At 62.5% G+C, this 25,924-nt stretch carries 21 protein-coding genes; 15 read left to right on the forward strand and 6 right to left on the reverse strand.

Translation table 11 applies throughout. From position 1 onward, the window contains the following. The first annotated feature begins 117 nt into the window (after positions 1–117). From DVK00_RS11925 to DVK00_RS11945, 5 genes are all read left to right on the forward strand, one after another. A complete protein-coding gene (locus DVK00_RS11925) occupies positions 118–1,446 on the forward strand; it encodes a right-handed parallel beta-helix repeat-containing protein (protein WP_233560788.1) in 1,329 nt (442 codons plus the stop codon). Between the two features lie 70 nt (positions 1,447–1,516). After that, positions 1,517–1,792: a hypothetical protein gene (locus DVK00_RS11930; protein ID WP_101349074.1), complete on the forward strand. Its 276-nt coding sequence runs from the start codon at positions 1,517–1,519 to the stop codon at positions 1,790–1,792. Positions 1,793–1,887: 95 nt separating this feature from the next. Then, on the forward strand, positions 1,888–2,826 hold the full coding sequence (locus tag DVK00_RS11935; protein WP_101349073.1) for an ABC transporter ATP-binding protein: 939 nt from the start codon (positions 1,888–1,890) through the stop codon (positions 2,824–2,826). Then, on the forward strand, positions 2,823–3,827 hold the full coding sequence (locus tag DVK00_RS11940; protein ID WP_121513641.1) for an ABC transporter permease: 1,005 nt from the start codon (positions 2,823–2,825) through the stop codon (positions 3,825–3,827). The genes DVK00_RS11935 and DVK00_RS11940 overlap by 4 nt, the downstream gene beginning before the upstream one ends. 242 nt (positions 3,828–4,069) lie before the next feature. Next, positions 4,070–4,546 (forward strand): hypothetical protein, encoded by a 477-nt coding sequence (locus DVK00_RS11945; RefSeq protein ID WP_101349071.1) that lies wholly within the window; start codon positions 4,070–4,072, stop codon positions 4,544–4,546. 76 nt (positions 4,547–4,622) lie between these two features. Here the strand turns inward: DVK00_RS11945 and ligA are convergent, their stop codons facing one another. The 3 genes from ligA to DVK00_RS11960 all read right to left on the reverse strand — a co-directional run bounded on the left by ligA (position 4,623) and on the right by DVK00_RS11960 (position 8,404). Then, the gene (ligA, locus tag DVK00_RS11950) at positions 4,623–6,701 is read right to left on the reverse strand and encodes an NAD-dependent DNA ligase LigA (RefSeq protein ID WP_121577757.1); all 2,079 of its coding nucleotides are present in this window, start codon (positions 6,699–6,701) and stop codon (positions 4,623–4,625) included. A gap of 142 nt (positions 6,702–6,843) precedes the next feature. Beyond that, entirely contained in the window at positions 6,844–7,161 is a 318-nt protein-coding gene (locus tag DVK00_RS11955; protein ID WP_232794509.1) for a HalOD1 output domain-containing protein, read from the reverse strand. 139 nt (positions 7,162–7,300) lie between these two features. Further along, the gene (locus tag DVK00_RS11960; protein ID WP_101349068.1) at positions 7,301–8,404 is read right to left on the reverse strand and encodes an alanine--glyoxylate aminotransferase family protein; all 1,104 of its coding nucleotides are present in this window, start codon (positions 8,402–8,404) and stop codon (positions 7,301–7,303) included. 166 nt (positions 8,405–8,570) lie between these two features. Here DVK00_RS11960 and DVK00_RS21355 point away from each other — a divergent pair, with 166 nt between their 5' ends. Further along, complete coding sequence (locus tag DVK00_RS21355) at positions 8,571–8,729, forward strand: hypothetical protein (protein WP_157829422.1); 159 nt, start codon at positions 8,571–8,573, stop codon at positions 8,727–8,729. Here the strand turns inward: DVK00_RS21355 and DVK00_RS11965 are convergent. Continuing rightward, positions 8,695–9,168, reverse strand: coding sequence for a hypothetical protein (locus DVK00_RS11965; RefSeq protein ID WP_101349067.1), 474 nt, complete (start codon positions 9,166–9,168; stop codon positions 8,695–8,697). The genes DVK00_RS21355 and DVK00_RS11965 overlap by 35 nt on opposite strands. A gap of 137 nt (positions 9,169–9,305) precedes the next feature. Here DVK00_RS11965 and DVK00_RS11970 point away from each other — a divergent pair, with 137 nt between their 5' ends. Beyond that, entirely contained in the window at positions 9,306–9,932 is a 627-nt protein-coding gene (locus DVK00_RS11970; RefSeq protein ID WP_101349066.1) for a hypothetical protein, read from the forward strand. Between the two features lie 33 nt (positions 9,933–9,965). After that, the gene (locus DVK00_RS11975; RefSeq protein WP_121536225.1) at positions 9,966–11,711 is read left to right on the forward strand and encodes an excinuclease ABC subunit C; all 1,746 of its coding nucleotides are present in this window, start codon (positions 9,966–9,968) and stop codon (positions 11,709–11,711) included. 107 nt (positions 11,712–11,818) lie between these two features. On the opposite strand, the gene DVK00_RS11980 is transcribed toward DVK00_RS11975, so the two are convergent. Further along, positions 11,819–12,535, reverse strand: a complete 717-nt coding sequence (locus DVK00_RS11980; RefSeq protein WP_121536223.1) for a fumarylacetoacetate hydrolase family protein — start codon at positions 12,533–12,535, stop codon at positions 11,819–11,821. A 247-nt stretch (positions 12,536–12,782) separates the two neighbouring features. Between DVK00_RS11980 and DVK00_RS11985 the strand changes: the two genes are divergently transcribed. The 5 genes from DVK00_RS11985 to DVK00_RS12005 all read left to right on the forward strand — a co-directional run bounded on the left by DVK00_RS11985 (position 12,783) and on the right by DVK00_RS12005 (position 20,350). Beyond that, positions 12,783–13,736: a M48 family metallopeptidase gene (locus DVK00_RS11985; protein ID WP_101349063.1), complete on the forward strand. Its 954-nt coding sequence runs from the start codon at positions 12,783–12,785 to the stop codon at positions 13,734–13,736. Positions 13,737–15,001: 1,265 nt separating this feature from the next. Beyond that, the gene (locus tag DVK00_RS11990) at positions 15,002–16,447 is read left to right on the forward strand and encodes an aldehyde dehydrogenase family protein (protein ID WP_121577758.1); all 1,446 of its coding nucleotides are present in this window, start codon (positions 15,002–15,004) and stop codon (positions 16,445–16,447) included. Between the two features lie 638 nt (positions 16,448–17,085). After that, positions 17,086–18,168 (forward strand): D-xylose 1-dehydrogenase Gfo6, encoded by a 1,083-nt coding sequence (gfo6, locus tag DVK00_RS11995; protein WP_101349061.1) that lies wholly within the window; start codon positions 17,086–17,088, stop codon positions 18,166–18,168. 44 nt (positions 18,169–18,212) lie between these two features. After that, entirely contained in the window at positions 18,213–19,073 is an 861-nt protein-coding gene (locus DVK00_RS12000; protein WP_121577759.1) for an MBL fold metallo-hydrolase, read from the forward strand. A 101-nt stretch (positions 19,074–19,174) separates the two neighbouring features. After that, positions 19,175–20,350, forward strand: coding sequence for a mandelate racemase family protein (locus DVK00_RS12005; RefSeq protein ID WP_121536217.1), 1,176 nt, complete (start codon positions 19,175–19,177; stop codon positions 20,348–20,350). A gap of 34 nt (positions 20,351–20,384) precedes the next feature. Here DVK00_RS12005 and DVK00_RS12010 read toward each other — a convergent pair whose 3' ends face one another. Then, positions 20,385–21,311, reverse strand: coding sequence for a nucleoside hydrolase (locus tag DVK00_RS12010; protein WP_101349058.1), 927 nt, complete (start codon positions 21,309–21,311; stop codon positions 20,385–20,387). A 357-nt stretch (positions 21,312–21,668) separates the two neighbouring features. Here DVK00_RS12010 and DVK00_RS12015 point away from each other — a divergent pair, with 357 nt between their 5' ends. Beyond that, on the forward strand, positions 21,669–25,121 hold the full coding sequence (locus DVK00_RS12015; RefSeq protein ID WP_121577760.1) for a CehA/McbA family metallohydrolase: 3,453 nt from the start codon (positions 21,669–21,671) through the stop codon (positions 25,119–25,121). A 3-nt stretch (positions 25,122–25,124) separates the two neighbouring features. Then, positions 25,125–25,850, forward strand: coding sequence for a hypothetical protein (locus DVK00_RS12020; RefSeq protein WP_121577761.1), 726 nt, complete (start codon positions 25,125–25,127; stop codon positions 25,848–25,850). The last annotated feature ends 74 nt before the right edge of the window (positions 25,851–25,924 follow it).

A 25,924-nucleotide genomic window follows, 5' to 3' on the forward strand; every position in this document is an offset into this window, starting at 1 on the left:
ACAAATAGCTCACCAATCAGCGGTAGCTGTGCCGGACAGTTCAGGTATTGACCGGTACGTATGATTCAGACCGCTATTATAAGCGGTTATTGCGAGCGGCCGGGCAGCTGTAAGTGCATGACAGTTGACACAAACGGCGCTGGGACTGGGTCACAGCAGTCGGGCTGGCAGGCGACACGTCGGTCCGTGCTGTCGAGTATCGGTGCTGCAGCCGGTATCGGACTGTTCAGCGGAACCGGACAGGCACAGGCGGGCGCTGGGCTGGCGGGAGTAGGAGCGGCCTATCTCGTCACGACCGGAGCAGGCCAGTCGAACGGGAACGGCAATGGGACAGAGTATCTGGTGCTTGACGGCAGCGGCGGTGTCGCGTTCTCGACTGACGGTACTGCCGATGAAGCGTTCCAGTACGCCTTCGACAACGTGCCTGACAGCGGCGGGGCCGTTATGGCTAGCGCCGACAGCTTCCGCTTTGGCGGCCCGGCAACGATGGGCGACAACACCGCATTGATCGGACAGCAGGGAACCCGTTTCGTTGTCTCGCAGACGGGCACAGCTGAGGACCCCGCGCCGTCTGAATCCCAGTCGAACCCGCTACCGGCCGGCCACGACCTCATCCGCGTGCGCGGTGATAACACTGCCATCACCGACATCGAGTTCGACGCCGACGGGACGCAACTGAATAATCAGGCGATTCAGGCCGATCAGTGCGACGGCGTCTATATCGCTCGCAACCGGACGGTGAGCGGTTTCCAGATGGCCCTGTCGTTCACGCGGTGTACTGGTGTGACGGTTGAACACAACGAGGTTGTCGATCCGAACTGGTACGGTATCACCAGCCGGGCCGCACCGACCGGCAGCGCCCGGGACCTCCGGCAGTCAAGCGACGTTGTCGTCGCCGGTAACCGCGTCGTTGGCGTGAAATTCAACAACATCGCCCCGTACAATGTGGCGAACTTCGCCGTCATCGGGAACGTCGCCGTCGACGGCGGCCACAGCCTTATCGCGTGTTCGCCGGCCCAGCACGGAACCATCGTCGGGAATGTCTGTCGAGACCTGACCGAGTTCGCACCCGACCCCGGCGGCGAGGCGGGCATCGAGATAGAGTACAAGGAGACGCATCTCCGTGACGAGGTAGCCGGGACCCCCGAAGCCCGGTCGTCGGATATCACCATCACGGGCAATCAGGTCGACAACTGTCCGGTCGGCATCCTTGCTCGCACGGTTCCAGCGGATGCGGACAACACCGACGCACGAACTGCGAAGCGCCCGTACAGTTTCACCATCACGGGCAACACAGTCAGCGACGCCTCGGCGGCCGGCATCCGACTCCGGTCTGGCGACGCGGGTGTGGTCGCGACGAACACGGTTCGCAACGCCGGGACCGCAATCGACATCGACGAGACGTACACCGCGGGCATCGAGCAGGGACTGAACGTGACCCGCTGACGGCAGTTCGAGATTGCGATGTGAGAGGGGGTTGTAAGATATAAACCGCCGGCACGCAAACGATACGGCAATGACCGACGACGAGGAGACGGTCCAGTGCTGGCTGGTCGAACGCTCCAGTTACGGCGACGAGCGCATGGTGACGCTCATCTACGCGCCCCCGGACGGCGACCGCCACCTGACCAAGCAGCTCTCGCCGAACCTGCTCAGGCGCAAGCGGATCACGGCGGCCATCGACGTCGAACCCGACCGACTCGAACCCGTCACCGACGAGGAGACACAGGAGCGCTACGCCACGGAGGCCCAGCGGATGGCCGAGCGCCACGACCCCGACGCCGAAGTGTAAGCGAGCGTTTCGACAGCTACGGCCCGTCTATCGAGTTTTTTGATTGATATTTGGAACACGAAAGACTATACACGCGGCCGTCACAAACCGGCCGTATGGCAGCGATAGAACTGGATGGCGTCACCAAGCAGTTCGGGAGTCTCACCGCGCTGCAAGGGGTCGACCTCACCGTCGAGGAGGGCGAAATCTTCGGCTTCCTCGGCCCGAACGGGGCCGGGAAGTCGACGACGATCAACATCCTCCTTGATTTCGTCCGCGCGACCGACGGGTCGGCGACGGTGCTCGGCCACGACATCCACGAAGAACCGAAGCGAATCCGTGCCCGCACTGGAGTCCTCCCCGAAGGCTACGACGTGTACGACCGGCTCACCGGTCGGCAACACCTCTCCTTTGTCATCGAATCGAAAGATGCCGACGAAGACGCCGATGCACTGGCCGAACGGGTCGGCATCGCCGACGCCCTCGACCGCAAGGCCGGCGGCTACTCCAAGGGGATGCAACAGCGCCTCGTGCTGGCGATGGCGCTCGTCGGCAAGCCCGACCTCCTCATCCTCGATGAGCCGACGACCGGACTAGACCCGAACGGAGCACGGCTAATGCGTGAAATCATCCGCGAGGAGAACGAGCGCGGCGCGACTGTCTTCTTCTCCAGTCACATCCTCGGTCAGGTTGAGGCCGTCTGTGACACGGTCGGTATTCTCCAGAACGGCCGCCTCATCGCGAAAGACAGCGTTTCCGGGCTTCGCGAGGCCGCTGCCGGAGATACCGTCCTCCGCGTGACACTGGCTGACGGCGACGGCACCGACGCCGCGGTCACGGCTATCGAGGGCCTTGACGAGGTGTCGACGGTAACCGCGGACGGAACGACGCTCACTGTCGGCTGTGACAGCGACGCGAAGATGGCCGTTCTTAACGCTGTCGAGGAAAGCGGGAGCGAGGTCGCCAACTTCGAGACCGAGGAGGCCTCGCTCGATGAGGTGTTCGCCGCCTACACCGAGCAGCAAGACCAAGATCGCGCGGAGGCCGACGCATGAGTGCCGAGCAGAACCCCGTCAAGCGCTTCCTCGGAGACATCGATACGAGCATCAAGAACTCCGAGTTCGCCGACTGGTACCCCATCTCGAAAAAGGAGTTCCGGGACACGGTCCGCTCGCCGTGGATCTGGGTGCTCTCGCTCATCTTCATCGTGCTGTTCGCCCTGCCGGCGGTGCTGGGCCTGTATTTCAACATCGGCCAGCAGTTCGCCGAAGCCGGGGCGTCGTTGACGACAGACGCGTACGTTCGCTTTGCGCTGCCGATTGCGGCACCGCTGCTCCCCGCTGTGGCAATCGTCATCGGCTACGCGGCGATTGCCCGCGAGAGCGAGCGCGGCTCTCTGAAGATACTGCTGTCGCTCCCGTACACGCGCGGCGAACTGCTCGCCGGCAAGTTCGTCGGCCGGAGCGCCATCACGCTCATCCCGGTGACGGTCGGGTTCCTGACGACCCTGCTCGTGTTGCTCCCGTCGGAAATCGAAATCGCGTGGGAATCGTTCCTGCTGTTCGCGCTCGCCACGATGACATACGGCGTTGTGTTCACGGCGTTCGCTATCGGCCTCTCGGCGGCGCTAAAGACCGCTCGCCGGGCGATGGCGGCATCGCTCGGAATCTACGTGTACCTGCAGGTGTTCTGGTCGAACCTCGGAGCCGGCCTCGGGAACCTGCTGTCGGACCACGCGAACATCGACCAAGTGACCCAGCTACACGTCGAGCTGTTCGTTTCGCTGCTGAGCCCCATTGCAGCGTACCGCACGCTCGTCAAAGAGGTACTACAGGGCTCGCCGATCCGCTCGCGGCTCCTTCTGACGTCGAACCCGCAGGTGACGTGTGAGGAAATGCTGGGTGGAACGCTCGAAGTGACACAGGCCGGTGCCGAGTGTGCCAACGCCGCCTTACCGCCCCAGTACAGCACTGTCGCGGTTATCGGCTATCTCCTGCTGTGGCTGGTCGCCCCGCTGGTCGCCGGCTACTACGTCTTTGAGAACAAGGACCTCTGAACGGCCAGTAACACAACAGTATTATTCGAAAAAGGTGACATACTACTGTGCCTCCAGAGTGGACCTGTAATCACGGCGATTTCGCGGCCGTGGCAGGGACACGCCGGGACCTGCTCCGTCGGATTCGAAGCCACCAGCGCCAAGCGGGCGGCAGCCTTCTCTTGCATGAGACACCAGATAGCGATCAGGCACAGGATGCGTGTGTTCGGCATCTTAGTGTGAACGGGTCCGCTAACACAGGCGTGCTTATTGTTACGAAGTCACCGGCGCTGAAACTCAAGGCGTGGCGTCACAATGTTGGGGACTGGCCACAGCGACTCGAAATCCTCACACCCAACATGACAGCGCAGCTTCCAGCAGAAGACGTCGTCAGCGATGGGGATTTTATCGACGGGCCGTTGGGAGTCACAGAACTCACGTCGGCCGACCTGAACGGGCTTGCGAAAGAGATTGACGACATACTAACTGACCTCGATAAATCAGTTGACAATCTCACCATTTGTATAGATAATATGACAGAGCTCATCAATTCGTTCGGGACGCAGCCGGTGTTCAAGTTCACGCATGCGCTGAACGGTCGGTTCAGAAGTCTCGGGGCGTACGCACACTGGCACTACAAACCGGACACGCAAATCGAATCATCGAATCACCTCTTCAGGCAACTGTTCCAGCTACTGCACGAGACGCGGTCGGAAAAGAGTCACTTCGAAGTGCTCTAGACAAGGTCCAGCAGCATTCGATACCACAACCAGCGTCCACACCACAGAGGGCCGGTCTGCAGTTCAACCGCCACCCTCACAACACGCTGGTCTCGGCCAACAGCTCCTCGAATTCGGCTTCGCTGAGTGTTGCTACATCGTGTTCGGCCGCATCATCCTGTTTTCGCTGGCCGGGATTGTCACCGAGCACCAGATAGTCAGTGTTGCCGGAGACGCTGGTCGTCGCCGACCCGCCGTTGCGTTCGACCAGTTCCTGTGCGTCGCTGCGGGTGTAGCCGTCGAGTGTGCCAGTGAAAACGAACGTCTGGCCGTCCAGAGCGTCGCCGCCCGTCTCCTCGGCGGCCTGCGGGTCGACGTGGTCGAGCAAGCGGTCGATGACGGCACGGTTGCCCGCGCCCTCGAAGAACTCCACGATGGAGCGGGCAACTGTCGGTCCCACGTCTGGCACGGCCTCGAAGGCGTCGGTGTCGCCCTCGTCGGCGGCCTCCAGTATCGCCTCGAAGGTGCCGAACTCCCGGGCGAGGTTCCGGGCCGTGACCGATCCCACCTCGGGGATGCCCAGGGCGACGAGGAAGTCCGCGAGCGGCGGCTCACGGGCGGCGTCCATCTTGTCGACGAGGTTCGTCGCGCTCGTCTCGCCCCACCCCTCCAAATCGGTGAGATCCTCGACAGTGAGTTCGTAGAGGTCCGCCGGGTCGGAGACGAGGCCAGCGTCGAGGAGTTGCTGGACGGCCTTCTCGCCCAGGCCCTCGATGTCCAGCGCATCGCGGCTGGCGTAGTGCTCGACGCTGCGCTCGCGCTGGGCGGGACAGGTGAGGCCGCCGGTACAGAACGCCATCGGGCCGTCGCGCTCGACCGGGCTGTCACAGGCCGGGCAGGTCTCGGGGAACTCGAAGTGGCCGTCGCCGTCGTCGTCGAGCACTTCGACGACATCCGGGATGACGTCGCCGGCCCGCTTGATGCGGACGCGGTCACCCACGTCGACGCCGAGGTCGGCGACGAGCGAGGGGTTGTGCAGCGACGCCCGCGAGACGGTGACGCCGCCGACTTCGACGGGGTCCATGAGCGCGACGGGGGTGAGCCGCCCGGTCCGGCCGACCTGGACGACGATGTCCCGGACGGTGGTCTCCTCCTTGCGGGCCGGGAACTTGTAGGCGAACGCCCAGCGCGGGGCGCGGGAGGTCGACCCGAGTTCGTCGCAGGCGGCCATGTCATCGACCTTGATAACGACGCCGTCGATTTCGTAGTCGAGGTCGTCGCGGGCGTCGAGTTGCGCGTCGCGGTAGTCGATAGCGGCGTCGATGTCCCCGACGACGCCCGTCCGGTCACAGACCCGCAGCCCCCACTCGGGGAACCGCTCGTGCATCTCGCTGTGGCTCTCGAAGTCGACGGAGGCATCGAGGACGCCGAAGAAGAACACCGACAGCGGGCGCTCGGCGGTCACCGACGGGTCGAGCTGGCGGAGCGTCCCGGCGGCGGCGTTGCGCGGGTTGGCGAAGGGGTCCTCCCCGCGCTCGACGCGCTCGCGGTTGAACGCCGTGAAGGCGTCCCGCGGGATGTACACCTCGCCGCGGACGGCCAGATACTCGGGGCAGTCGCCGCGCAGGCGCTGGGGGACGGCGGCGATGGTGCGGACGTTCTCGGTCACGTCCTCGCCGACCTCGCCGTCGCCGCGGGTGGCGGCCCGCTGGTAGACGCCGCCCTCGTAGACGACCTCAACGGAGAGGCCGTCGAACTTCGGCTCGCAGAAATACTGCACCTCATCGGTGTCGAGTCCGTCTCGGACCCGCTCGTCGAACTCCCGCACGTCCGCTTCGTCGCCACCCTGATCGATAGAGCCCATCCGAGCGACGTGTTCGACGTCGGGGAGTTCGTCCAGCGGCTCGCCGCCGACGCGCTGGGTCGGACTGCCGTCGGTGTCGAGGTCGAACACCGATTCGAGCGACTGGAGCCGGGTAAACAGCGCGTCGTAGGCCCGGTCGCCGATGACCGGGTCGTTTTGCACGTAGTACCGGTAGTCGTGATAGCGAATGGCCTCGCGCAACTGGGCGGCTTGCTCGCGAGCGGTCTCGGCGTCCACGTCCTCGACGGACTCGAACTCGGTCCGCGGATCGGAGATGTAGGGGTTCCCGGCGACATCCTCGGCAGTGGTCATGCTGACCCAGAGTTACGTCTCGTATACAAAAACGGCTCTGCTCCGCCCCTCAGGTCGGGAGAACAACAGACGAAAGCTGTGAGTGAGTTTCCGACGGCTACTGTCCGATATGACGAGATAGAGATAGTGCAGAAACGTCCGGCTATCGGCCGATACTGGAACTGGGGGCCTTGATGACGAGTTCCCCGTCGCTTCGGACAGTGACCGAGTGGTCGGCATATTCAAACGAGATACTGACAGGTGTCGAACGGTTCGAGGAGTCGATGAGCGAGTCGAGCGCTTCGGGGTCGACAGTCTCGTACAGCGGTGCGAAATCAGTCTGTTCCCGCCCGGTGATAGCGGAGATGTACTCGGTCACGGCCGCACTCGGTCGGGTCTCGCTCCAGTCGAGCTGTTTTCTGGTCACGTTCATCGGTGTTGCGGTATCGCTGTCCGTACTCTGTCTGTTACTTTTACTCATGCGGTTTGTCTATCTGCATCAAAGTAGCAAGCAGTAATATAGTCTTCCCAGCATTATCAAACTGTGAAAACGCCAAGTGGTAGCAGCAGCGGTCTCCAGATCGAGCCATAGCTTCGGTCTTCGTCGGTTTTCACCGGTGTTACAGATCGGCGACGTCTTCGATTGCGTCGGTTAGTTCCCTGATACTCTCGACGGTGTGTTCGCCCATGTGTCCGATGCGGAAACTCTCCTCGCTGATGTCGCCGTAGCCGCTGGAGAACACCATGTCATACTCCTCGGAGACGGCCTCGACCGTCTCGGCGACGTTGATGTCCTGCGTGTTTTCGATGCAGGTCACCGTCTGGGACTCGTAGCCCTCCTCGGGATAGAGGTCGAAGTGCTCGCGGGCCCACTCGCGGGTGTACTCGGCCATCTCCTGGTGGCGCTGGTCGCGGGCGTCGTGGCCCTCGTCGAGCATGTGTTTCATCTGCTTGCGGTAGGCGAGCATGAGCGGAATCGCCGGCGTCGAGTGGGTCTGGCCCTTCCGGTCGTAGTAGTCCAGACAGCGCTGGAAGCCGCCGTACCACGACGCCGACTCCTTCTCCAGTTCCCGCTCGTAGGCGTCGTCGCTGACCGCACAGACGGCGAGGCCGGGCGGCATGGCGAAGGCCTTCTGCGTGGACGTGAAGATGGCGTCGATGCCGTGGGCCTCGATGTCGATCTGGTCGCCGCCGAGACAGGAGATGGCGTCGACGACGAAGTAGGTGTCCGGGTACTCCGCGACCACGTCGCCGATCTCCTCAATAGGGTTGCGGACGCCGGTCGAGGTCTCGTTCATCACGGCCCCGACGGCGTCGTAGTCGCCGGATTCCAGTGCGTCGCGGACGTCTTCGGGCTTGACCGCCGTGCCCCAGTCGTACTCAATGCGGTCGACCTCCTTGCCGAGGCGTTCGGCGACGTTGGCCTGGCGCTCGCTGAACGCGCCGGAGGTCGGCACGAGCATGCTGTCCTCGACTAGGTTGAGCGTCGTCGACTCCCAGAACTCCGTGCCCGACGCCGTGAGCACGATGACGTCGTTGTCGGTACCGAGGAACTCCTTGGTGTCCTCGACGATGGTGGTGTAGAGATCGGTCATCCGGTCCATCCGGTGGCCGAACATCGGCTCGGCCATCGCCTCGATGACGTCCTCGCGCACCTCTGTCGGCCCCGGAAGATACAGCGTCTTGTCCTGATACTCGTCTTTGTATTCGCGTTTTTCGGTCACAGAACCACCTGTAGTAGGTACACTCTCGAATCCGGGAGGCATGGTAGTTTTGATACCAAGCGAATCAGCGAGCGTCCTGAACGGGTAGACCGCTCACGGGGAAAATACGCACAGATCAATTGTCCTCGCCACGAAGTATTTATCAGTTGGACAATCAGGTTCGAACATGGGCCGCCACACCCCGCTCACAGACGTCCAGCGAGCGGCTATCGCCGATAGAGCGGTTGCGCAAGTCGCCGACACGCTGGCCGAGATGCACGCCGACTCGCAACCGAGCCAGCGTAAACCGCTCAGCGACGACGATACCAGCGGATACCGTACATGACCAGCCCGGCGTAAATCGCCGGACCGACCAGAACTGTCGCGCTGGTCGCCACCGCTCCGCTGAACAGATATCCGAGGAACACGTCGATGAACACCAGCAGGAAGGGAGCGAGCGCAAGTGCCTTCCCGCCGATTCTGAGCGCCGCGTCGAACGTCGGCTGTGTCGCAGCAATCGCTCCGACGCCGGCGACGACAAGGAGATACAGCGCAGCGCCCGGGGGCGAGACGAGTGGGAGCGTGAACAGGGCGATACCGGCGAGGACAACACCAACGATTGTCGGCCCGTTGTCGCTCTGGGTGAGCGCGTTCTGGATCCCGTCGAGATCACCGGCATTGAGTGCCGCTTCAAGATCAGACGTGGTCTGGCTGCCGTCGGCATCAAGGACCGTTGTCCCGGTTCCGGCGTCGACCGGGCTCTCGAAGTCCCGGCCGCAGTGCATACACCACGTCGCGGTCGCACTGACTTTCTCCGAGCAGTGAGGGCAGCGGGGATCGGCGGTCATACTGTCATGTTCGAGGGGGCACAGTTAGCGGTTACGGGGGGAGAATATACACGTCTCCACAGTAAACGGGAAGTATGGATTGGGTCGCACGGGCCGAGAGCCTCCTGTACGACGGCGAGGCAATCGAAGCGGACGTTCGGCTGGACCGTGGTGGCGTCGTCGTGACGAGCCACCGCGTCCTCGTGTTCACGCCGGACCGCGAGGGACCGAACTACCGGCAGGTCGACCGCCCTAACGTTGAGGGCGTCGACGCTACCACGAGCGGCGACTGGTCGTTCCTCGAACTCGGCGTGAAAGCGCTGGTGGTCGGTATCGTGCTGGTAGCTGCCGGGATGACCGTCAGTCTCGATAGCCTCGTCGGCAACGTCTCACTGGACAGCGGCGGTGCTGCGAGTGCCGTCGGCATCGGTGGGATGCTCGGGATGCTCCAGACGATGCTGACGCTGATGGCGCAACTTGACGACCTAATGCGACTGTTTGGCGGCCTTGCGCTGGCCTTTGCCGCCGTTGTTCTCGGAGTCTATCTCTGGAGTCGCGACCGGTTGCTCGTCGTGCGTGTCGCCGGTGACGACGACATCGAACTGGCCGCACCAGACGACGAGAGCGTCGTCGAGCGGATCGAAGCCGCCATCGTTCCCGAGACGCCCACTTCAGATGCCGAAGAGACGGCACAGCCGCCGTCCGACGACCCACTCCCGTGACGTTCAACCCCGCCGAGCACCAACCCTGAGCTAATGGACGCCGACGAGGTCCGAGAACGCGCGGGGTCGTTGCCACGGGAGCCCGGCGTGTACCTGTTTGAACAGGGCCGGGACGACACGCGCCGGGTCCTCTACGTCGGGAAAGCCGTCGACCTGTGCGACCGCGTGCGCTCCTACGCAGATCCGCGGAGCGAGCGCATCGCCAAGATGGTCGAACGGGCCGAGACCATCGACTTCGCCGTCACCGACACCGAGACACAGGCACTGTTGCTGGAAGCGAACCTCATCAAGCGCCACCGACCGCCCTACAACGTCCGGCTGAAAGACGACAAGTCCTACCCGCTGGTCCAGCTGACAGACCACGCCGTCCCCCGAATCGAGGTGACACGCGACCCGGAGGACGGCGCAACCGTCTACGGGCCGTTCACCGACAAGGGGCGTGTCGAGACAGTGGTGAAGGCACTGCGGGAGACGTACGGGCTCCGGGGGTGTTCCGACCACAAGTACGGCAACCGGGACCGACCCTGTCTGGACTACGAGATGGGCATCTGTACCGCGCCCTGCACCGGCGAGATCAGCGAGACCGAGTACGCCGAGGACGTCGAAGCCGTCACCCGATATTTCGAAGGCGAGACCGGCGTTCTCGCGGACCCGCTGCGCCGCGAGATGGAAGCTGCCGCACAGGCCCAGGAGTTCGAGCGCGCCGCGAACCTCCGGGACAAGCTCGGGGCCGTCGAGGCGCTCCACGGCGAGGGCGACACCGCCGTCAGCGACTCCGGGGGGTCCCAGACGACGGACGTGCTCGGGGCCGCCATCGAGGGCGAGCGCGCCATCGTCGCCCGGCTCCACGCCGAGGGCGGCAAGCTCGTCGAACGGGACCGCCACACGCTCGAAGCGCCAGACGGCGAGGGAACCGCCGGCGTGTACCGGGCGTTCATCCCGCAGTACTACGCCGAACGCGACCTCCCGGACCGGATTCTCTGTGCCGAGTCCCCCGCCGACCCGGACATCGAGGCGTGGCTGGAAAGCGAGGGCGTCACGCTCGGGGTGCCCGGGGCCGGTCGGGAGGCGACGCTGGTCGACCTCGCACTGAAGAACGCCCGTCAGCGCGGCGGGACCGACGACGAGAGCGGCCGTCTGGCCGACGCGCTGGGTATCGACCACCCGAGCCGCATCGAGGGGTTCGATGTGAGCCACGCCCAGGGCCGGTCGGCCGTCGGCTCGAACGTCACCTTCGTCGACGAGACGCCCGAGAAAAGTGATTACCGACGGAAGAGGCTCACCGAGCGAAACGACGACTACGCGAACATGCGCGAACTCGTTCGCTGGCGGGCCGCGCGTGCCATCGAAGGGCGGGACGACCGCCCGGACCCGGACCTGCTGCTCATCGACGGCGGCGACGGCCAGCTTGGGGCGGCCCGCGACGCGCTGGCCGAGACCGGCTGGGACGTGCCGGCCGTCGCACTCGCAAAAGACGAGGAGATGGTCATCACGCCCGACCGCGTGTACGACTGGGACGACGACGCCCCGCAACTCCACCTGCTTCAGCGGGTTCGTGACGAAGCACACCGCTTTGCCGTGCAGTACCACCAGACGCTGCGGGACGACGTGTCGACGACGCTGGACGAGGTGCCCGGAATCGGCCCCGAGACGCGGAAGCGACTGCTCCGACGCTTCGGCAGCGTGGACAACGTCAGGACGGCCTCCGACGAGGAACTGACGGCCATCGACGGTATCGGCGAGCAAACCGCGGAAACGATTCGGACTCGGCTACAGTGATTTTGTATAGCGGATAGTAGTTTATTCCAGTCAACTACTAAGCCCACCATTCTGCACGTAGACGACCTCAAAAGCCGTTTTGCTGCGTTTTTAGTGCTCAGTCGACGCTACGGCTCAACAACCGAGTTCCGGAGCGTGCCGACGCCGTCGTAGGTTATTTCGATTGTGTCGCCGGGCGCGACAGTCCCCGGGTTGGCCGGACTACCGAAGGCGATGACGTCGCCGGGGCGGAACGTGAACCGCTCCGAGAGGTACGCGACAACTTCGTGGGGCCCGAACAGCATCTCGCGGGTGTTGGCGGACTGGCGGCGCTCATTGTTGATGTCCGTGTACATATCGGTGCTGGTGGGATCAACGTCAGTCTCGATCCACGGCCCCAGCGGCCCAGAACCATCGAAGGCTTTTCGCGCGGTTCGACCCTGCTGGTCCAGCGCATCGACATCGTTCAGGACCGTGTATCCCCTGACCGCGTCGGGAACGTCAGCGGGATCGATATCGTGACACCGCTTGTCTATGACTGCGGCCAGCTCGCCTGCGTAGGTGAGTTCATCGGTGAACGGCGGGTAAGGAATGTCCTGCTCATGGGCGAGTAGCGCCGCCGGCGGCTTGATGAAGAAGTCCGGTTCCTCGGGGCGGTCGTAATCCATCTGGTCGTTCGTAGCGGCGTAGTTCCGACCGACGCAGTACAGCGCGGTCGGTTCACACGGCGGGAGCAGCCGCCCGTCGCGGCCAACCACGTACTGCCCATCGTCAGCGTGGATGACGCCGTCGACGTATTCGCCGGTAACCGGTCCACGGTCCGTCAGAAGTCGTGCGATTCGCATACTGAGTCGTCTGTGTGGCGGTGAAAAAGGCGTGTCGGCTACAGTGTGCACCAATCGACAGCTATCGTCGGTCACGGCCGAAATGCTTTTTTGCCGCCGTTTCAGCCGAGAGGCGACCCGTTTTTGGAGCTATAATAAATCTAATATCGCTATATCAAATATCCCGGGAACGTGACACCGAAGTGTGTAGGCGTAGCCGGCAGTCACCCACCAAAGCGGTTTTTCGCACAACGGCGTACCGCCATACATGGCTGTGACCCGACGGCTACTCGTGGGCATCGTCGGGCTGGTGTCGCTGCTGGTCTATCTCATGGCTGCATACGTGGGGTACGTGCTGCTGTTGCCAGTGTGGAACAGCCGCCCGTCACCACTGTTGGCCGCGCTGGTCATTCTCGGGACCGCGATCGTTCTCGGCATCTTGAACTACTGGGCTGCAACAGCGCAACTCAAGCGGTCCCTCGATGCAGTCGAACTCTCGCGGACGCGTGCACCGGAACTCCACCGCCGTCTTGACGGGCTTGTCGATCAGATGGATGTCGACACACCGACGCTGCTACTGGCGGAGCTACCAGTCCCGAACGCGTTTGCCATCGGTGGCGGAGCCGGAGCTATCGTCCTCGACAGACGGCTGTTCCAGCTGTTGTCCCCAGCAGAATTCGAGGCTCTTCTGGGGCATGAACTCGCGCATCTGGAGACCCGTGATGCACTCGTTCAGACCGTCGCGTACAGCCTCGTCCAGACGCTTGTCGGACTCGTCGGCCTCGTGTTATTTCCCATCGTGGTGCTGGTCGGTGGTGTCGCCCGGTCGCTCGCACTGGTGCGTGGCGACCCGTCGTCGTGGTCGCGCTCCTGGCTTGGGCGGACACAGCGGTACTCGCTGCAGGTCGTTGCCGGTCTCGGATTCGCCGTGACACTGCTGATACTCAGCTACTCCAGACGTCGTGAGTTGGCAGCCGACGACCGCGCGGTCGAGGTTACGGGGAATCCCGTTGGGCTCGCCCGGGCCCTCGTGAAAATCGAACAGGCGTCGAAGCCGGATCCGGGACTCCTGCGACAACTATACGTTCACGGCGAAACGGACAGCAATCTGTCACGCCTCCTGTCGACGCATCCGCCGATGGACGAGCGAATACAGCGGCTACAGGAGCGGGTGCAGGGTAATTCTATGAGAGCACGCGAACTATCGAACGACCGTCGGTAGCTGCGCTGTTGATCGACGCCCGAAGATGCCATATATTCGAACCAGCTTTTTCAGCTATATACGGGTGCATTCAGCAAACATATTGGGGAGATATGAGGAAAGTAGCGGGCATTTTCGTGGCAGATGCTGCTCGCGGTATGTCATTTCGGCAAGGCTGTCTAACCGACGAGGTCTCGTTTGGTGCGCAACATGAACACGCAGACTGTGGAGTTTATCGCGACGCTGGACCGGACATGAGGTAAATCATGGTATGTGTTGCTTCCGGAAGGAGTACACCCTGAAGAGAGTCTCCATATATCCATTGAGGGCGACATAGGAGTCCTAGAAATCGCTATATTTGCACGGAGCGTCTGTCAATGTATGCAAGCCAGCATCCCGAAGCGAGCCACCGATACAGCAAAGAACCACACATACGGATGCCCGCTGTGTAATTGTGGTGCAGACAGTGAAAATGATATTTACTGCCATCTGCTGGTCTCACACCGAAAGAGTGCACTTGCTGGTGCACTTCTCGAAGGCGTTGACGGTGACGGATAAATCCGTGTTTAATTTCGATACGGGCGAGAGTGTCTTCGAGTAGTACCAAATTGTAGGCTTTTAGAAAGCTATCACAAAATTTGTGCTCGTATTCGGCCACTTATTATCTTGTTTCTGTGATCGAATAGTGAAATAGTGCCGCTGGCAGAATAGCCGCAACTGATTCAAGAGAGAGTTGGGTCGTCGTAAGTGCAGTAACTGCAATCTTTTGATCTGCACTGTTTACGTCAATAAACCAGTCAACACTATATTAAACAACAGGTGGTCATACCGGGACCGCTGGTCCAGCAGTAGCGACTGTCGACAGCGTGCCCGATAACATACATACACGTGTTATACTATGGAGTACATTTATATACTAGAATATCGCCCATCATGGATCGGTCATAGTGACGACACCAGAGCGCAGATAACACAGGAACAGAGATACGTGCAGAGAGTAGGATTTCCAACAACACAGCATCGCAACGCAGCCACGCCTCGCGATGTGACACATCTGGCAACACACAGAGTTCGTGTTGTCTTGTTGTTTGACAGCGGTAGCTATTTTACCGGCTTCAATTGGGATTCTGCAGTCGGTCATCGAAACTCTGATTCTGGAAACGCTGATTACGGTGACTACGACGCTTGTTGTTCAGCGTTGTCGCCGTCGTTCCACACCGTCGAACGTCGCGACACAGCGAAGGATGGGAAACGCGTAAGTATTGGGAATGAGATGATTCAAACGTATGACGCAGACGTATGAGAACTATATCGGCGGTGAGTGGACCGGAACCGGGGAGACACAGGACGTCACGAATCCAGCAGACGAAACGGACATCGTCAGCACGGTTCCGGTGGGCTCGGCGGCAGACGCCGACGAGGCAGTCGCGGCCGCAGCGGGTGCGACGGATGAGTGGGCCGGGATGTCTGGTCCGGAGCGCGGTGCGATCCTGCGTGAGACCGGTGAAATCCTGAAATCCCGGAAAGACAAGCTGGCGGAGACACTGACCCGCGAAGAGGGAAAGCCGCTCGGCGAGGCCGAGGGCGAGGTTCAGCGTGCGATTGATATCTTCTATTACTACGCGGAGAAGGCCCGCGACTTCGGCGGAACCGTCAAACAGCCCAGCGGCGGCCGTGCCGGCCTACAGACGAAAAAAGAACCGATGGGCGTCGCAGCGCTCATTACGCCGTGGAACTATCCCATCGCGATCCCGGCCTGGAAGATTGCGCCGGCACTCGCGGTCGGCAACACCGTTGTCATCAAGCCCGCGATGCAGGCACCGACCGTCGGCGCGATGATTGTCGAGGCGCTGGACGAGGCCGGGATTCCGGACGGCGCTATCAACCTGGTCTGTGGCCCCGGTAGCGAGGTCGGTGAGCGGCTGACCACCCACGACGACGTTGACGTGGTCTCGTTCACCGGCAGTGCCTCGGTCGGCGAGCACGTCTACGAACAGGCGACGAGCAACGGGAAGCGCGCCCAGGCGGAGATGGGCGGGAAGAACCCGACCGTCGTCATGCCGAGCGCCGACGTGGACAAGGCGGCTGACATCGTGGGTGCCGGGGCCTTCGGCGGAACGGGTCAGGCCTGTACGGCGACCTCCCGAGCTATCGTCCACGAGGACGTGTACGACGAGTTCCTCGAGGCCATCGTCGACTACGCCGAATCCCTCGAAATCGGAAACGGCCTCGACAGAGCCGGTATGGGTCCCCACGTCAGTGAGGACGAGCTTGCGGGGAGCCTGGAGTACATCGACATCGCACAGTCGGAGGGGGCAACCCTCGAAACGGGCGGCGAGGAACTCACCGGCGGCGAGTACGACGCCGGGAACTTCATCTCGCCGGCGGTGTTCGCCGATGTCGAGTCGGATATGCGCATTGCACAGGAAGAGGTGTTCGGACCGGTGCTCGCTGTTATTCCCGTCTCCGACTTCGACGAGGGTGTCGAAGTTGCCAACGACATCGACTACGGGCTCTCGGCCAGCATTGTCACCGACCGAATCGAGGAGGAAAACGAGTTCATCGAACGCTCCGAGTCCGGCGTGGTCAAGGTCAACGAGAAGACGACCGGCCTAGAACTGCACGTTCCCTTCGGCGGCCTCAAGCGCTCCTCGACGAACACCTACCGCGAGCAGGGCGACGCGGGACTGGAGTTCTTCAGCTACATCAAGACGGTGTACCGCAACAGCTAACCGAGGCGGCCACCGTCGTTGTCTGCGGAGTGTGAGCTCTGTTACAGAACGGTTATTTCGTACTGGTTTTTAGACCCTGTTGCTTTTGTCAACCGCAAGAGTGAGCGTGCAAAGTCATGGTCGTGGCCCGACCGACGATTGTGGAACAGCCCCAACATCGGACTGTCTATCCCGTACAGACGGCCCACTCTCGGGATGCGCGCCCCGGCGTCCGGTTGGACACAACACCGCGGTATCGTCAGTCACTGCAAACCGTGGCCACAACGATCAGGATAGCGTTTCAAGCCAGCCAACTGTCGACCGAACCCTATCACTCCGTGATGACCGACCATTCAGTATGACGGAACGCTTTCCGTAACGGTTGTACTGCCGTTATTCTCGATACTGAACCCGAGAGCACGGACGAGAAAAGGCCATAGACGGGCCGTAAAACAGCATTTGCCATTCGGAGCAGCGACTGACGGCTGTGGAATACTACCGGTTAGACTGTTGTTTTGTTCTGCAATATCGAACAATTATCTCATTTGCAGGGATCTATTTACTTAATGTATGAACTGTCATTCGATACACTGGGACAGCATGGGCTGACACGGGATGCCAACACAAAAAATAATATCCAGCCAAGAGACGGCACCCGTATGAACGTTGACGCGCTCACGGGAGGGTTCGACCGTCGAGACTGGCAGGAACAGACAGAAACTGACGACCCCGTTCGGTTTGCGATGATCGGCGTCGGCTGGTGGACGACCGAACAGGCGATGCCCGCCGTCGACGCGGGAGATCTCTGTGAAACAACGGTACTGGTCAGCAGTGACCGCGAAAAGGCAGCCGATGTAGCCGCTGATTCGGAGACGGTCGAACACGCGATCACCTACGAAGAGTTCCACGACGGAGTCGCGAGTGACGCATACGACGCCGTCTACATCGTTACCCCGAACGCGCTCCACCTCCCGTACGTCGAGACGGCAGCAGAACTGGATAAGGCGATCCTCTGTGAGAAACCGATGGAGGCCACCATCGAGCGTGCCGAGCGAATGGTCGACGTCTGTGACGAACACGACGCGACGCTGATGATCGCCTACCGGATGCACACCGAGCCAGCCGTCCGGCGAGCGAAGGATCTCATCGACGAGGGATACATCGGCGAACCGCTGTTCGTCCACGGCAACATGACCGAGCCGATCCTCGAACTCGTCCCCGACCCCGACCAGTGGCGGCTGGACGGGGAGCTGTCCGGCGGCTGTGCCGTCATGGATATCGGCATCTATCCGCTGAACACGAGCCGATTCCTGCTGGATGCCGACCCCGTGGCCGTCCGGGGAACCGTCGCATCGGTGCAGGAGGAGTTCGCCGACGTGCCGGACGAGCACGGCGCGTTCCAGCTAGATTTCCCCGGCCACGTGTACGCAGTGTGTACTGCCAGCCAGAACGCACATCTCGATAGCCACATCTCCGTACTCGGAACTGAAGGCAAGGTCCGCGTCGAACCGGCCTTCTACCCATGGGACGACCGTGCGCTCCAGTTGTCTCACGAGGGGACGACTGTCGACATCGGCTTCGAACAGATCGACCAGATGGAAGAGGAGTTCGAGTACTTCGCCCACTGTCTACTGACCGACACCGAACCCTACGCCGACGGAGAGCACGGCCTCGTCGACATCAACACTATCAAAGCCGTCTACGAGGCCTCCGAGACAGAGTCGACGGTCACGCTCGATTGAACGCGGTGCGAGATTTTTTGACCCGGCCAGGCATAGTTCGGCACATGGTTCAGTCAACGTGGGACGACTGGTTCGTCCGCGACGAGATTGAAGCGACAGACCCCGGCGACGGTGTCGTGGTCTGGTATCTCGGCTGTAACGGTTTCGTGCTCCGCTCGCAGTCGACGACGCTGTACATCGACCCTTACTTCGGGACTGGCGACCCACCGAACCTCATCCGCATGATTCCGGTACCGATGGATCCCGCCGATGCGACCGAGTGTGATGCCACACTCGTCACGCACGAACATATCGACCACATGCATCCGCCGTCGTACGGCCCGCTGGTCGAGGACCTCGACGCGGACCTGTATGCACCGGCGGCATCGTATGACTCCCCGGACTACGACGGTGAGATGCGGGTGCCTGACGGGCAGCGCAACGAAATCGCCGTCGGTGATGAGTTCGTTGTCGGTGATTTCACCATCCACGTTACCGGGACGAACGACCCTGACGCCATCGAACCGGTGGGGTACGTCATCGAGCACGACGCCGGGACGTTCTTCCACGCCGGCGACAGCCGGCCCGCAGAGGGGTTTACCGGCGTTGGCGAACGGTTCGACATCGACGTGGGCGCGCTGGCGTTTGGAACCGTCGGCTCTATCTACGAGCCTGAACCGGACAGCGGTGTCAGAACGAAGTGGTACATGGACGAAAACGAGATCATCGAGGCCGCGAACCAGCTGCAGCTATCCCGGTTGCTTCCCGCGCATCACGATATGTGGCAGGGCGAGGCCGGCGACCCGAAGGTGCTTCACGAGCACGCGGTGTCGTTCGACTACCCCCGGGTCATCGAACCGCTGTACATCGGCTGTTCGGTGCGGCTGGGTGAGCCCGGGATTCGTCGCCTCGACGCGCTGGACTGAATGAGACAGGCGGTCCAGTCGCTGCTGTGGCAGCCGCTCAAGCAGAGACGGCGTTTTGTCACGGGGTAGCTTTAATACCCCCACCACAGTATGTCCGGCAAATGTCGCCAACGATAACGAAAATCGAAAGCCGAGAGTTCGAGTACCCCCTCGAAGATGTGGGGACCGACAAGCACGGCTTCAATCTGGTCTATGCGCCGGGCGAGACAACCACGCGGAAACTATTCGGCGTACAGGTTCATACTGACGAGGGAATCACGGGCGAGTACGTCGGCGGCAATTCGCCGGCAGCCGCCCAGTACAACATCATCGCACAGTACCTCATCGGTAAAGACCCGCTGAAACGCGAGAAGCACTGGTCCGAATGCAAGCGCGCACTCCGGAAATACGACCGGATGGGCATCGGCCCAATCGACATCGCGCTGTGGGACTTCGCCGGCAAGTACTACGACGCGCCGATTCACGAACTGCTCGGAACCTACCGCGAGCGCATCCCCGCCTACGCCTCCACGTATCACGGCGACGACGCCGGCGGACTGGACTCGCCCGAGGCCTTCGCCGACTTCGCCGAAGACTGTCGCGACGAGGGCTTTGGCGGCTTCAAGATTCACGGCTGGGGCGGCGGCGACGACGCCCGGAGTCTCGACCGCGAGGTCGAGGCGGTCCACGCTGTCGGCGACGCGGTCGGCGACGAGATGGACCTGATGCACGACCCGGCCTGCGAACTGGAGACGTTCGCCGACGCGCTGGAACTTGGCCGGGCGCTCGATGAGCAGGACTTCTTCTGGTACGAGGACCCGTTCCGCGACGGCGGTATCTCACAGCACGCCCACAAGAAGCTGGCACAGAAACTCGATACGCCGATTCTCCAGACCGAACACATCCGCGGACTGGAGATCAAATCCGACTTCGCCGCCAGCGAGGCGACCGACTTCCTCCGGGCCGACCCCGAGTACGATGCGGGTATCACCGGCGCGATTAAGGTGGCCCGGATGGCCGAAGCGTTCGGGCTGGACGTGGAGTTCCACGCGCCCGGCCCGGCCCAGCGCCACTGCATCGCCGCCTGCCGGAACTCGAACTACTACGAAATGGCGCTTGTCCACCCGGACTGCCAGAACACCCAGCCGCCGGTGTACGAGGGGGGCTACTCCGACCTGATGGATGCGGTCGACGACGACGGGACGGTCAGTGTTCCTGACGGCCCCGGCCTCGGCGTGGAGTACGACTGGGACTACATCGCGGACAACACTACCGGAAGCGTCCACGTCTACGAATAGCGCCGCAAGCAGCCGTCACAGGCTAAGGGGTGAATCAGTCCGCTGCGTACGCTCTGACGCCAGTTTCGAGAACCTCACGGTAGCGGTCCACGTCGATGTCGACGGCTACCTCGCTGTTTGGCTCATTGTCGGTCGTGCCGTACTCGTCGCAGATGACTGCCCCGTGGCAGGGGCCGCCGGTCGTGTCCACGTCGAGGTAGTACTCCTCGAAAGTGAGCACCGACTCGTCGATGATGTCAGCGACGACAGCGGCGTCGTGGATGGCCGGCGCGTCGGCCAGCGGGTAGGTTCCGGAGTCGGGCCGGTAGTCGAGCCACTCGGCGACGGTCCCCCGGATGCCACCGGCCGTGCGGAACTCCTCGATGAACTCGGGAGCGACGGTAGCGCGGTTAGTCACGTCTAGCCCGACCATCCGGGTAGTGGCGTCTTGCAGGACGCGACTGGCTGCCGCGGGGTCGTTGTGGAAGTTGGCCTCGGCCATCGGTGTCACGTTTCCGGTCGTCATCGCCGCCCCGCCCATGAGATAGATATCCTCGACGAGGTCGGGTAACCGGGGTTCCTTTGCCAGTGCCATTGCCAGGTTCGGAAGCGGACCGACGGCTGCAATCGTCAGTTCGTCTCCGTACTCGCGGGCGGCTTCGACGATTGCGTCGGCCCCGTGGATATCACGTGTGTCGCCCTCACTGTCGGGGATATCGCCGTGGAGTCCGTTCTCGCCGTGAATCCACTCGGCAGTCGTGAGGTCGTCGACGAGTGGGCGACCACAGCCCCGAGACACCGGAACATCGTAGCCACCGAGACCCAGTATCGCGTGTGCGTTTCGCGTCGTGTTCTCGATAGTCGTGTTTCCGCAAACAGTCGAGAGCCCGACCACATCGATTGCCTCGTGACCGAGCGCCATTGCCAGCATGACCGCGTCGTCGCAGCCGGGGTCCGTATCGAAGAAGACTTTCCGTGACATACCTTCGGAGTTCCGCCCACCGGGTCTTAAAAGCTGGTACGTCCCGGAGTTGACACGGAAGCGCCGCTGTGGACAGACTGCAAGTGTTCTGTGGGTTATCTGTCGGGCTGTCGTTGTGACCACAACCTGTGTGTCGAAATGTGTGGCCGACAGATGGGGTGTGTCAGTCTCAGCTTATACTGGCCGAGGGGTGTGACATTAGGGGACAGCTAAAACAGGCCCGACCCGAGGTGGGAATCCGGATCACAGTTCGCACAGACAAGAGTCGGTCATTCGTTACAGAACACAGTCAGTATCCGAGAATAGTGAGACCATGGTAAATTTTAACTATATAGTCACAATACGGTATAGAAAGTGATGGATAGAAATCACATACGGCCAGTACTACTCAGCGTACTACTCGTTTTCTCGGTTGTCAGCACCGGTTTCCTCGGAAGTGCCGCTGCTGCACCGAGCGAGCAAAGCGAGGTGGCAACGGTGAACAGTCAGACGATGGCACAGACGGCCACAGCTGGTGGGGCGACCTGTCAGCTTGACGGGAGCTGTCCGGTTCCTGATGGGTCAGTCGATCTCAACAACAGCGGTGCCGGCGTCGACGTGTTGATCGACGGGAGCCATCAGGGCTCAACGTTCACGAAGTTCGCGAACCGACTCAGCGAACGCGGGTACGACGTCGACACGAAACGGTCGACGAGCGGCGGGCTGACCTCGTGGAACAGTTCGGCCGCGAACGGGCTGTCGGACTACGACGTGGTCATCATTCCCGTCCCCCAGACGGCCTATAGCGAGTCCGAGCAGGCCGCAATCGACGAATACGTCAGAAACGGCGGCAGCCTGTTCGTCGTCGGGGACTGGACCTCACCACTACAGGGCCACGCCGGCAAGCTCAACGACATCACCGACCCGTACGGACTCCACTTCAACGGCGAGAGCGACAAGTGGCTCCGGAACATTCAGGATCCGACGAACAAGACAGTTGCAGATTACGAGTGGCGGGTCATTCTGCACAACACGGGCCAGCATCCCATAATGAACACCGTCGACACCGTGGAGTACGACGGGGTCAGTCTCAACGTGACCGATACCGAAAACGGGACCCAGGCCCCGTTACTGTACGGTGACAGCGACACCTACGAGTACACCTACTCCACGACAGAGACGGAGTATCCCCGTGGCGAGCGCATCGTCGGTGCGGCCGCGACGTGGGACATCGGTGACAACGGCCGCGTCGTCGCCTTCGGCAGTCAGAAGTCGCTCACGACGTATCTCACCGACGAGTGGCAGGCCGAACACCAGCAAACCGATACGCGGCCGTTTCTCTTCCGGACGGTGAAGTGGCTGGCCTCGTCGGGCCACGTCGAGCGACCGGACAAGCCGGTCGCCGTCACCGGCGAGCGAATCAAGGGCGGCGAGACACCAGCGAACGAAACCATCGTTCTGAAAAACAGTGAAGTCGCCGCCGCCATCGGCACCGAAACAAACGGTCCCTTCGGCACGCTCCCCGGTGGCATCTACGACGCCAACGCGTACGGGCTGACGACCGACCAGATCGGCGTCGCCGAGTTCGCGTTCAACAACTTCGGGACGTGGCCGGACTACGAGTCCTTCGAGTACCAGAACGCGACCGGGCCCAGCGGCGCAGCAGTCGTCACCGCGACCGGCCACGTCAGTACGAACTCGAACGTGTCCGTCACGACGACGTATACGCTGCCGGCCAACTCCAGCCACATCTGGATCAACACCACGATGGAGAACGGCGGCGACCAGCGCCTCCCGGTCAACGATTCCGAGCGCCTCCAGAGCGGGGCGGCACTGAGTTCCGAGGGGCAATCAACCTGGCTCCCCGGTTCGGGGACGGTCGGAGAGACGCGTTCGCCGCCGGTGAGTGCCGACACACTCGACCAGCCCTGGGCCGCGCTCACCGGTGACCGCGTGAGCTACGGCGTCTGGGGCGGGAACGGCTCCTTTACGTCGTACACGGGTTCCACAACATGGGTTGACCCGTGGCTCGAACACCGCCTCGACCCCGGCGAAACGCGGTCAGCAGAGTTCGCCCTCTTCGTCGGCTCGGAGGGCGCAAGTAGCGCGACCAGCGAGTACTACAACAAGCAGCATGGCACCGAGACGGGAACGGTGACCGGCAGCATCGAGAGTACGGACAACGAGTCCGTCTCACAGGCCACAGTCACCGCCTCGAAGGGCGACCGTGCGTTCACCTACACCGTCGGCTCGGAGACGGGAACGTACGAACTCGAACTCCCCGCCGGCGAGTACACGCTGACGGCTGATGCCAGCGGATTTGCGGCATCAGAGCCAAAATCCGTCACTGTCACCGGCGGCGAGACAGCCACCGCAGACTTCGACTCGCTGGAGGGGCCGGCACCAGTCAACGTCACCGCAACGATAGACGACGAGGGTGAGGTCAGTCCCGCCGACGCTCGGATCACGGTGCTCGACGACGGCACCGCGGTCCAGACCGTCTACACACAGACGACGCCGGCCGGGACTGCCTCGTTCCAGCTCCCGCCCGGCAACTACACGCTGGTGTTTAACCACGGAACCGGCTACATCGCCGACCCGGTCGAGAAGAACGTCTCAGTGACGCCCGGCGAGGCAGTCAGCGTCAACGCGACGTTCACCGAGGAGCTGGACCCCAGCGAGCGCAACTGGGTCGGCATCGACCCCCACGCCCACAGCAGCGTCAGCTTCGACGGCAAGACGCCCATCGACAACTTCGTCGCCATCCAGAAATCGGCGGGCGTCGACGCGGTGTTCATCTCCGACCACAACGCCATCGGCGGCTGGGGCTCGATGGAGTCACAGGCCGCAGAGCGCGACATCATGTTCATCCGGAGCGAGGAAATCACCACCGGCGACCTCGGGCACTTCAACCCCTACCCGATGCACGGCGAGGAGATGATTGATTCCGACGGGACCCTGGTGGAGTTCATCGAAGAGTCCCGGACCCGACACAACGCAACGGTGTTCCAGGTCAACCATCCGGGTGACCGCTTCGTCAGCCTCGACAGTGCGCCCGGCCAACACGAGAAGTACCTCCCGATGGTCGACGCCATCGAAGCGTACAACGGTCCGTACGGTGAGTCCGACGCTGCCAGCGTCCGCGGGCTGTTCACCCTCTGGAACAACGGCTACGAGATTACGGCGACCGGTGTCAGCGACGACCACTGTTCGCAGTGCTTCCCGGCGAAATACGGCAGTGCCCGCACCCGGGCATACGTCGAGGGGCCAGTCACGCCCGAGAAGTGGGCCCAGTCAGTGAAAGACGGGCACACGTACGCGACGTACGGTCCGGCCGTCGAGTTCACCGTCGACGACAGGATGCCCGGCGAGACCGTGAACACGACCGCCGGGTCCTCCGTAGAGGCGTCCGCGACGGTTCGGAACCTCGACGAACTCGCGTACGCCGAGGTCATCCGGAACGGCACGACCGTCTCGAACGTCACGCTCGACGGGACAAACGACACTATGAGCACCGACGTTGCCATCGACGGGAACGCCTGGGTCGCCTTCCGCGTCGTCGACGAGGACGGCGACCGAGCGCTGACCAGCCCGGTCTGGATTTCGACGAGCCAGCAAGCCGAATCCGGGACTGACGGCAACGGCGAGTCCGGCGGTACCACGGCGACTGTTGCGCCTGACACCGAGGGCGAGTCGGCGGGAACGATGGCCGAAGACACTGCAACCGCGGAGTCGGAGACGACCGCCGCGTCCGGACCCGGGTTCACCGCCGTCGTCACACTGCTCGCGCTCGTCGGCGCAGCGCTGCTCGCAACGCGACGGGGGACCTGAGCCATGCGGGACACCAGCCAGCGACGGAGTCGGCGTGGGTTCCTCGGAACCCTCGCGCTGGCTGCGGTGACCAGCGCAGGCTGTAGCAGCCTCGGCGGCACCCAGAACAGCCAGCCGGGCAACACCGGAGCTGGCGGCTCGACGGCAACATCCGAGGGAACGCCCACACAGGCAGACACTGGGGCACACCACGACGAGGCGCACGGCCACACGCACACGGACGGCGGTCACGACCACGGTGAAGGACACAGCCACGGCGGGGAACACGCCGGCAGCGACGACGAAGCAGCAGATTCGGCCGACACCGAGCTAGCCGCGTTCGAGTCCAATCTGCGGAAGTGGTTCGTCGACATCGACTCCCTCGCCGTCGAAGACGGCCGCATCAGGCTGACCTACGTCACGAAGAGCGCGCGCGGCCACGAACTCGCGGCTGGCATCGAGACAGTCGTCGTCTCGTTCATCCAGGCGTACACGGACGATTGGGGGGTCGAAGGTCTCGACGCGGAGGTGATCGAGCCGTCCGGCGAGGTGATGGGCTACTGGCGAACCGAATCGCGGTGGGTCGAGCCAGTCACCGAGGGCCACGAGACGCGGACCGCGCTGCTCGAACGGACCCTTGACACGTATCATGGCCGCCTCACTCGCAGTCACGACCACGCTGGTACCGGCCACAGCGAGAACGAAAGCACGCACCAGCACCACAACGGGACAGAACACGCGGACCACTGACGGCGGCAGCGTCGTCGCTGCCGTCGCCGTCGTTCTGGGAGCGAAATATGAGACGATTCGGTGCGAAAAGAGCC

The sequence above is a fragment of the Haloarcula sp. Atlit-47R genome (assembly GCF_003665985.1).
GTDB lineage: Archaea > Halobacteriota > Halobacteria > Halobacteriales > Haloarculaceae > Haloarcula > Haloarcula taiwanensis.

Bases quoted from the DNA above. Each gene is read 5' to 3' on its own strand.
- DVK00_RS12015 (WP_121577760.1), top strand. From the start codon at position 21,669: ATGGATAGAAATCACATACGGCCAGTACTACTCAGCGTACTACTCGTT.
- DVK00_RS12020 (WP_121577761.1), top strand. From the start codon at position 25,125: ATGCGGGACACCAGCCAGCGACGGAGTCGGCGTGGGTTCCTCGGAACC.
- DVK00_RS11985 (WP_101349063.1), top strand. From the start codon at position 12,783: ATGGCTGTGACCCGACGGCTACTCGTGGGCATCGTCGGGCTGGTGTCG.
- DVK00_RS12010 (WP_101349058.1), bottom strand. From the start codon at position 21,311: ATGTCACGGAAAGTCTTCTTCGATACGGACCCCGGCTGCGACGACGCG.
- DVK00_RS21355 (WP_157829422.1), top strand. From the start codon at position 8,571: ATGGGCCGCCACACCCCGCTCACAGACGTCCAGCGAGCGGCTATCGCC.
- DVK00_RS11955 (WP_232794509.1), bottom strand. From the start codon at position 7,161: ATGAGTAAAAGTAACAGACAGAGTACGGACAGCGATACCGCAACACCG.
- DVK00_RS11990 (WP_121577758.1), top strand. From the start codon at position 15,002: ATGACGCAGACGTATGAGAACTATATCGGCGGTGAGTGGACCGGAACC.
- DVK00_RS11970 (WP_101349066.1), top strand. From the start codon at position 9,306: ATGGATTGGGTCGCACGGGCCGAGAGCCTCCTGTACGACGGCGAGGCA.
- DVK00_RS11930 (WP_101349074.1), top strand. From the start codon at position 1,517: ATGACCGACGACGAGGAGACGGTCCAGTGCTGGCTGGTCGAACGCTCC.
- gfo6 (WP_101349061.1), top strand. From the start codon at position 17,086: ATGAACGTTGACGCGCTCACGGGAGGGTTCGACCGTCGAGACTGGCAG.
- DVK00_RS11965 (WP_101349067.1), bottom strand. From the start codon at position 9,168: ATGCACTGCGGCCGGGACTTCGAGAGCCCGGTCGACGCCGGAACCGGG.
- DVK00_RS11935 (WP_101349073.1), top strand. From the start codon at position 1,888: ATGGCAGCGATAGAACTGGATGGCGTCACCAAGCAGTTCGGGAGTCTC.
- DVK00_RS12005 (WP_121536217.1), top strand. From the start codon at position 19,175: ATGTCGCCAACGATAACGAAAATCGAAAGCCGAGAGTTCGAGTACCCC.
- DVK00_RS12000 (WP_121577759.1), top strand. From the start codon at position 18,213: ATGGTTCAGTCAACGTGGGACGACTGGTTCGTCCGCGACGAGATTGAA.
- DVK00_RS11925 (WP_233560788.1), top strand. From the start codon at position 118: ATGACAGTTGACACAAACGGCGCTGGGACTGGGTCACAGCAGTCGGGC.
- ligA (WP_121577757.1), bottom strand. From the start codon at position 6,701: ATGACCACTGCCGAGGATGTCGCCGGGAACCCCTACATCTCCGATCCG.
- DVK00_RS11975 (WP_121536225.1), top strand. From the start codon at position 9,966: ATGGACGCCGACGAGGTCCGAGAACGCGCGGGGTCGTTGCCACGGGAG.
- DVK00_RS11980 (WP_121536223.1), bottom strand. From the start codon at position 12,535: ATGCGAATCGCACGACTTCTGACGGACCGTGGACCGGTTACCGGCGAA.
- DVK00_RS11940 (WP_121513641.1), top strand. From the start codon at position 2,823: ATGAGTGCCGAGCAGAACCCCGTCAAGCGCTTCCTCGGAGACATCGAT.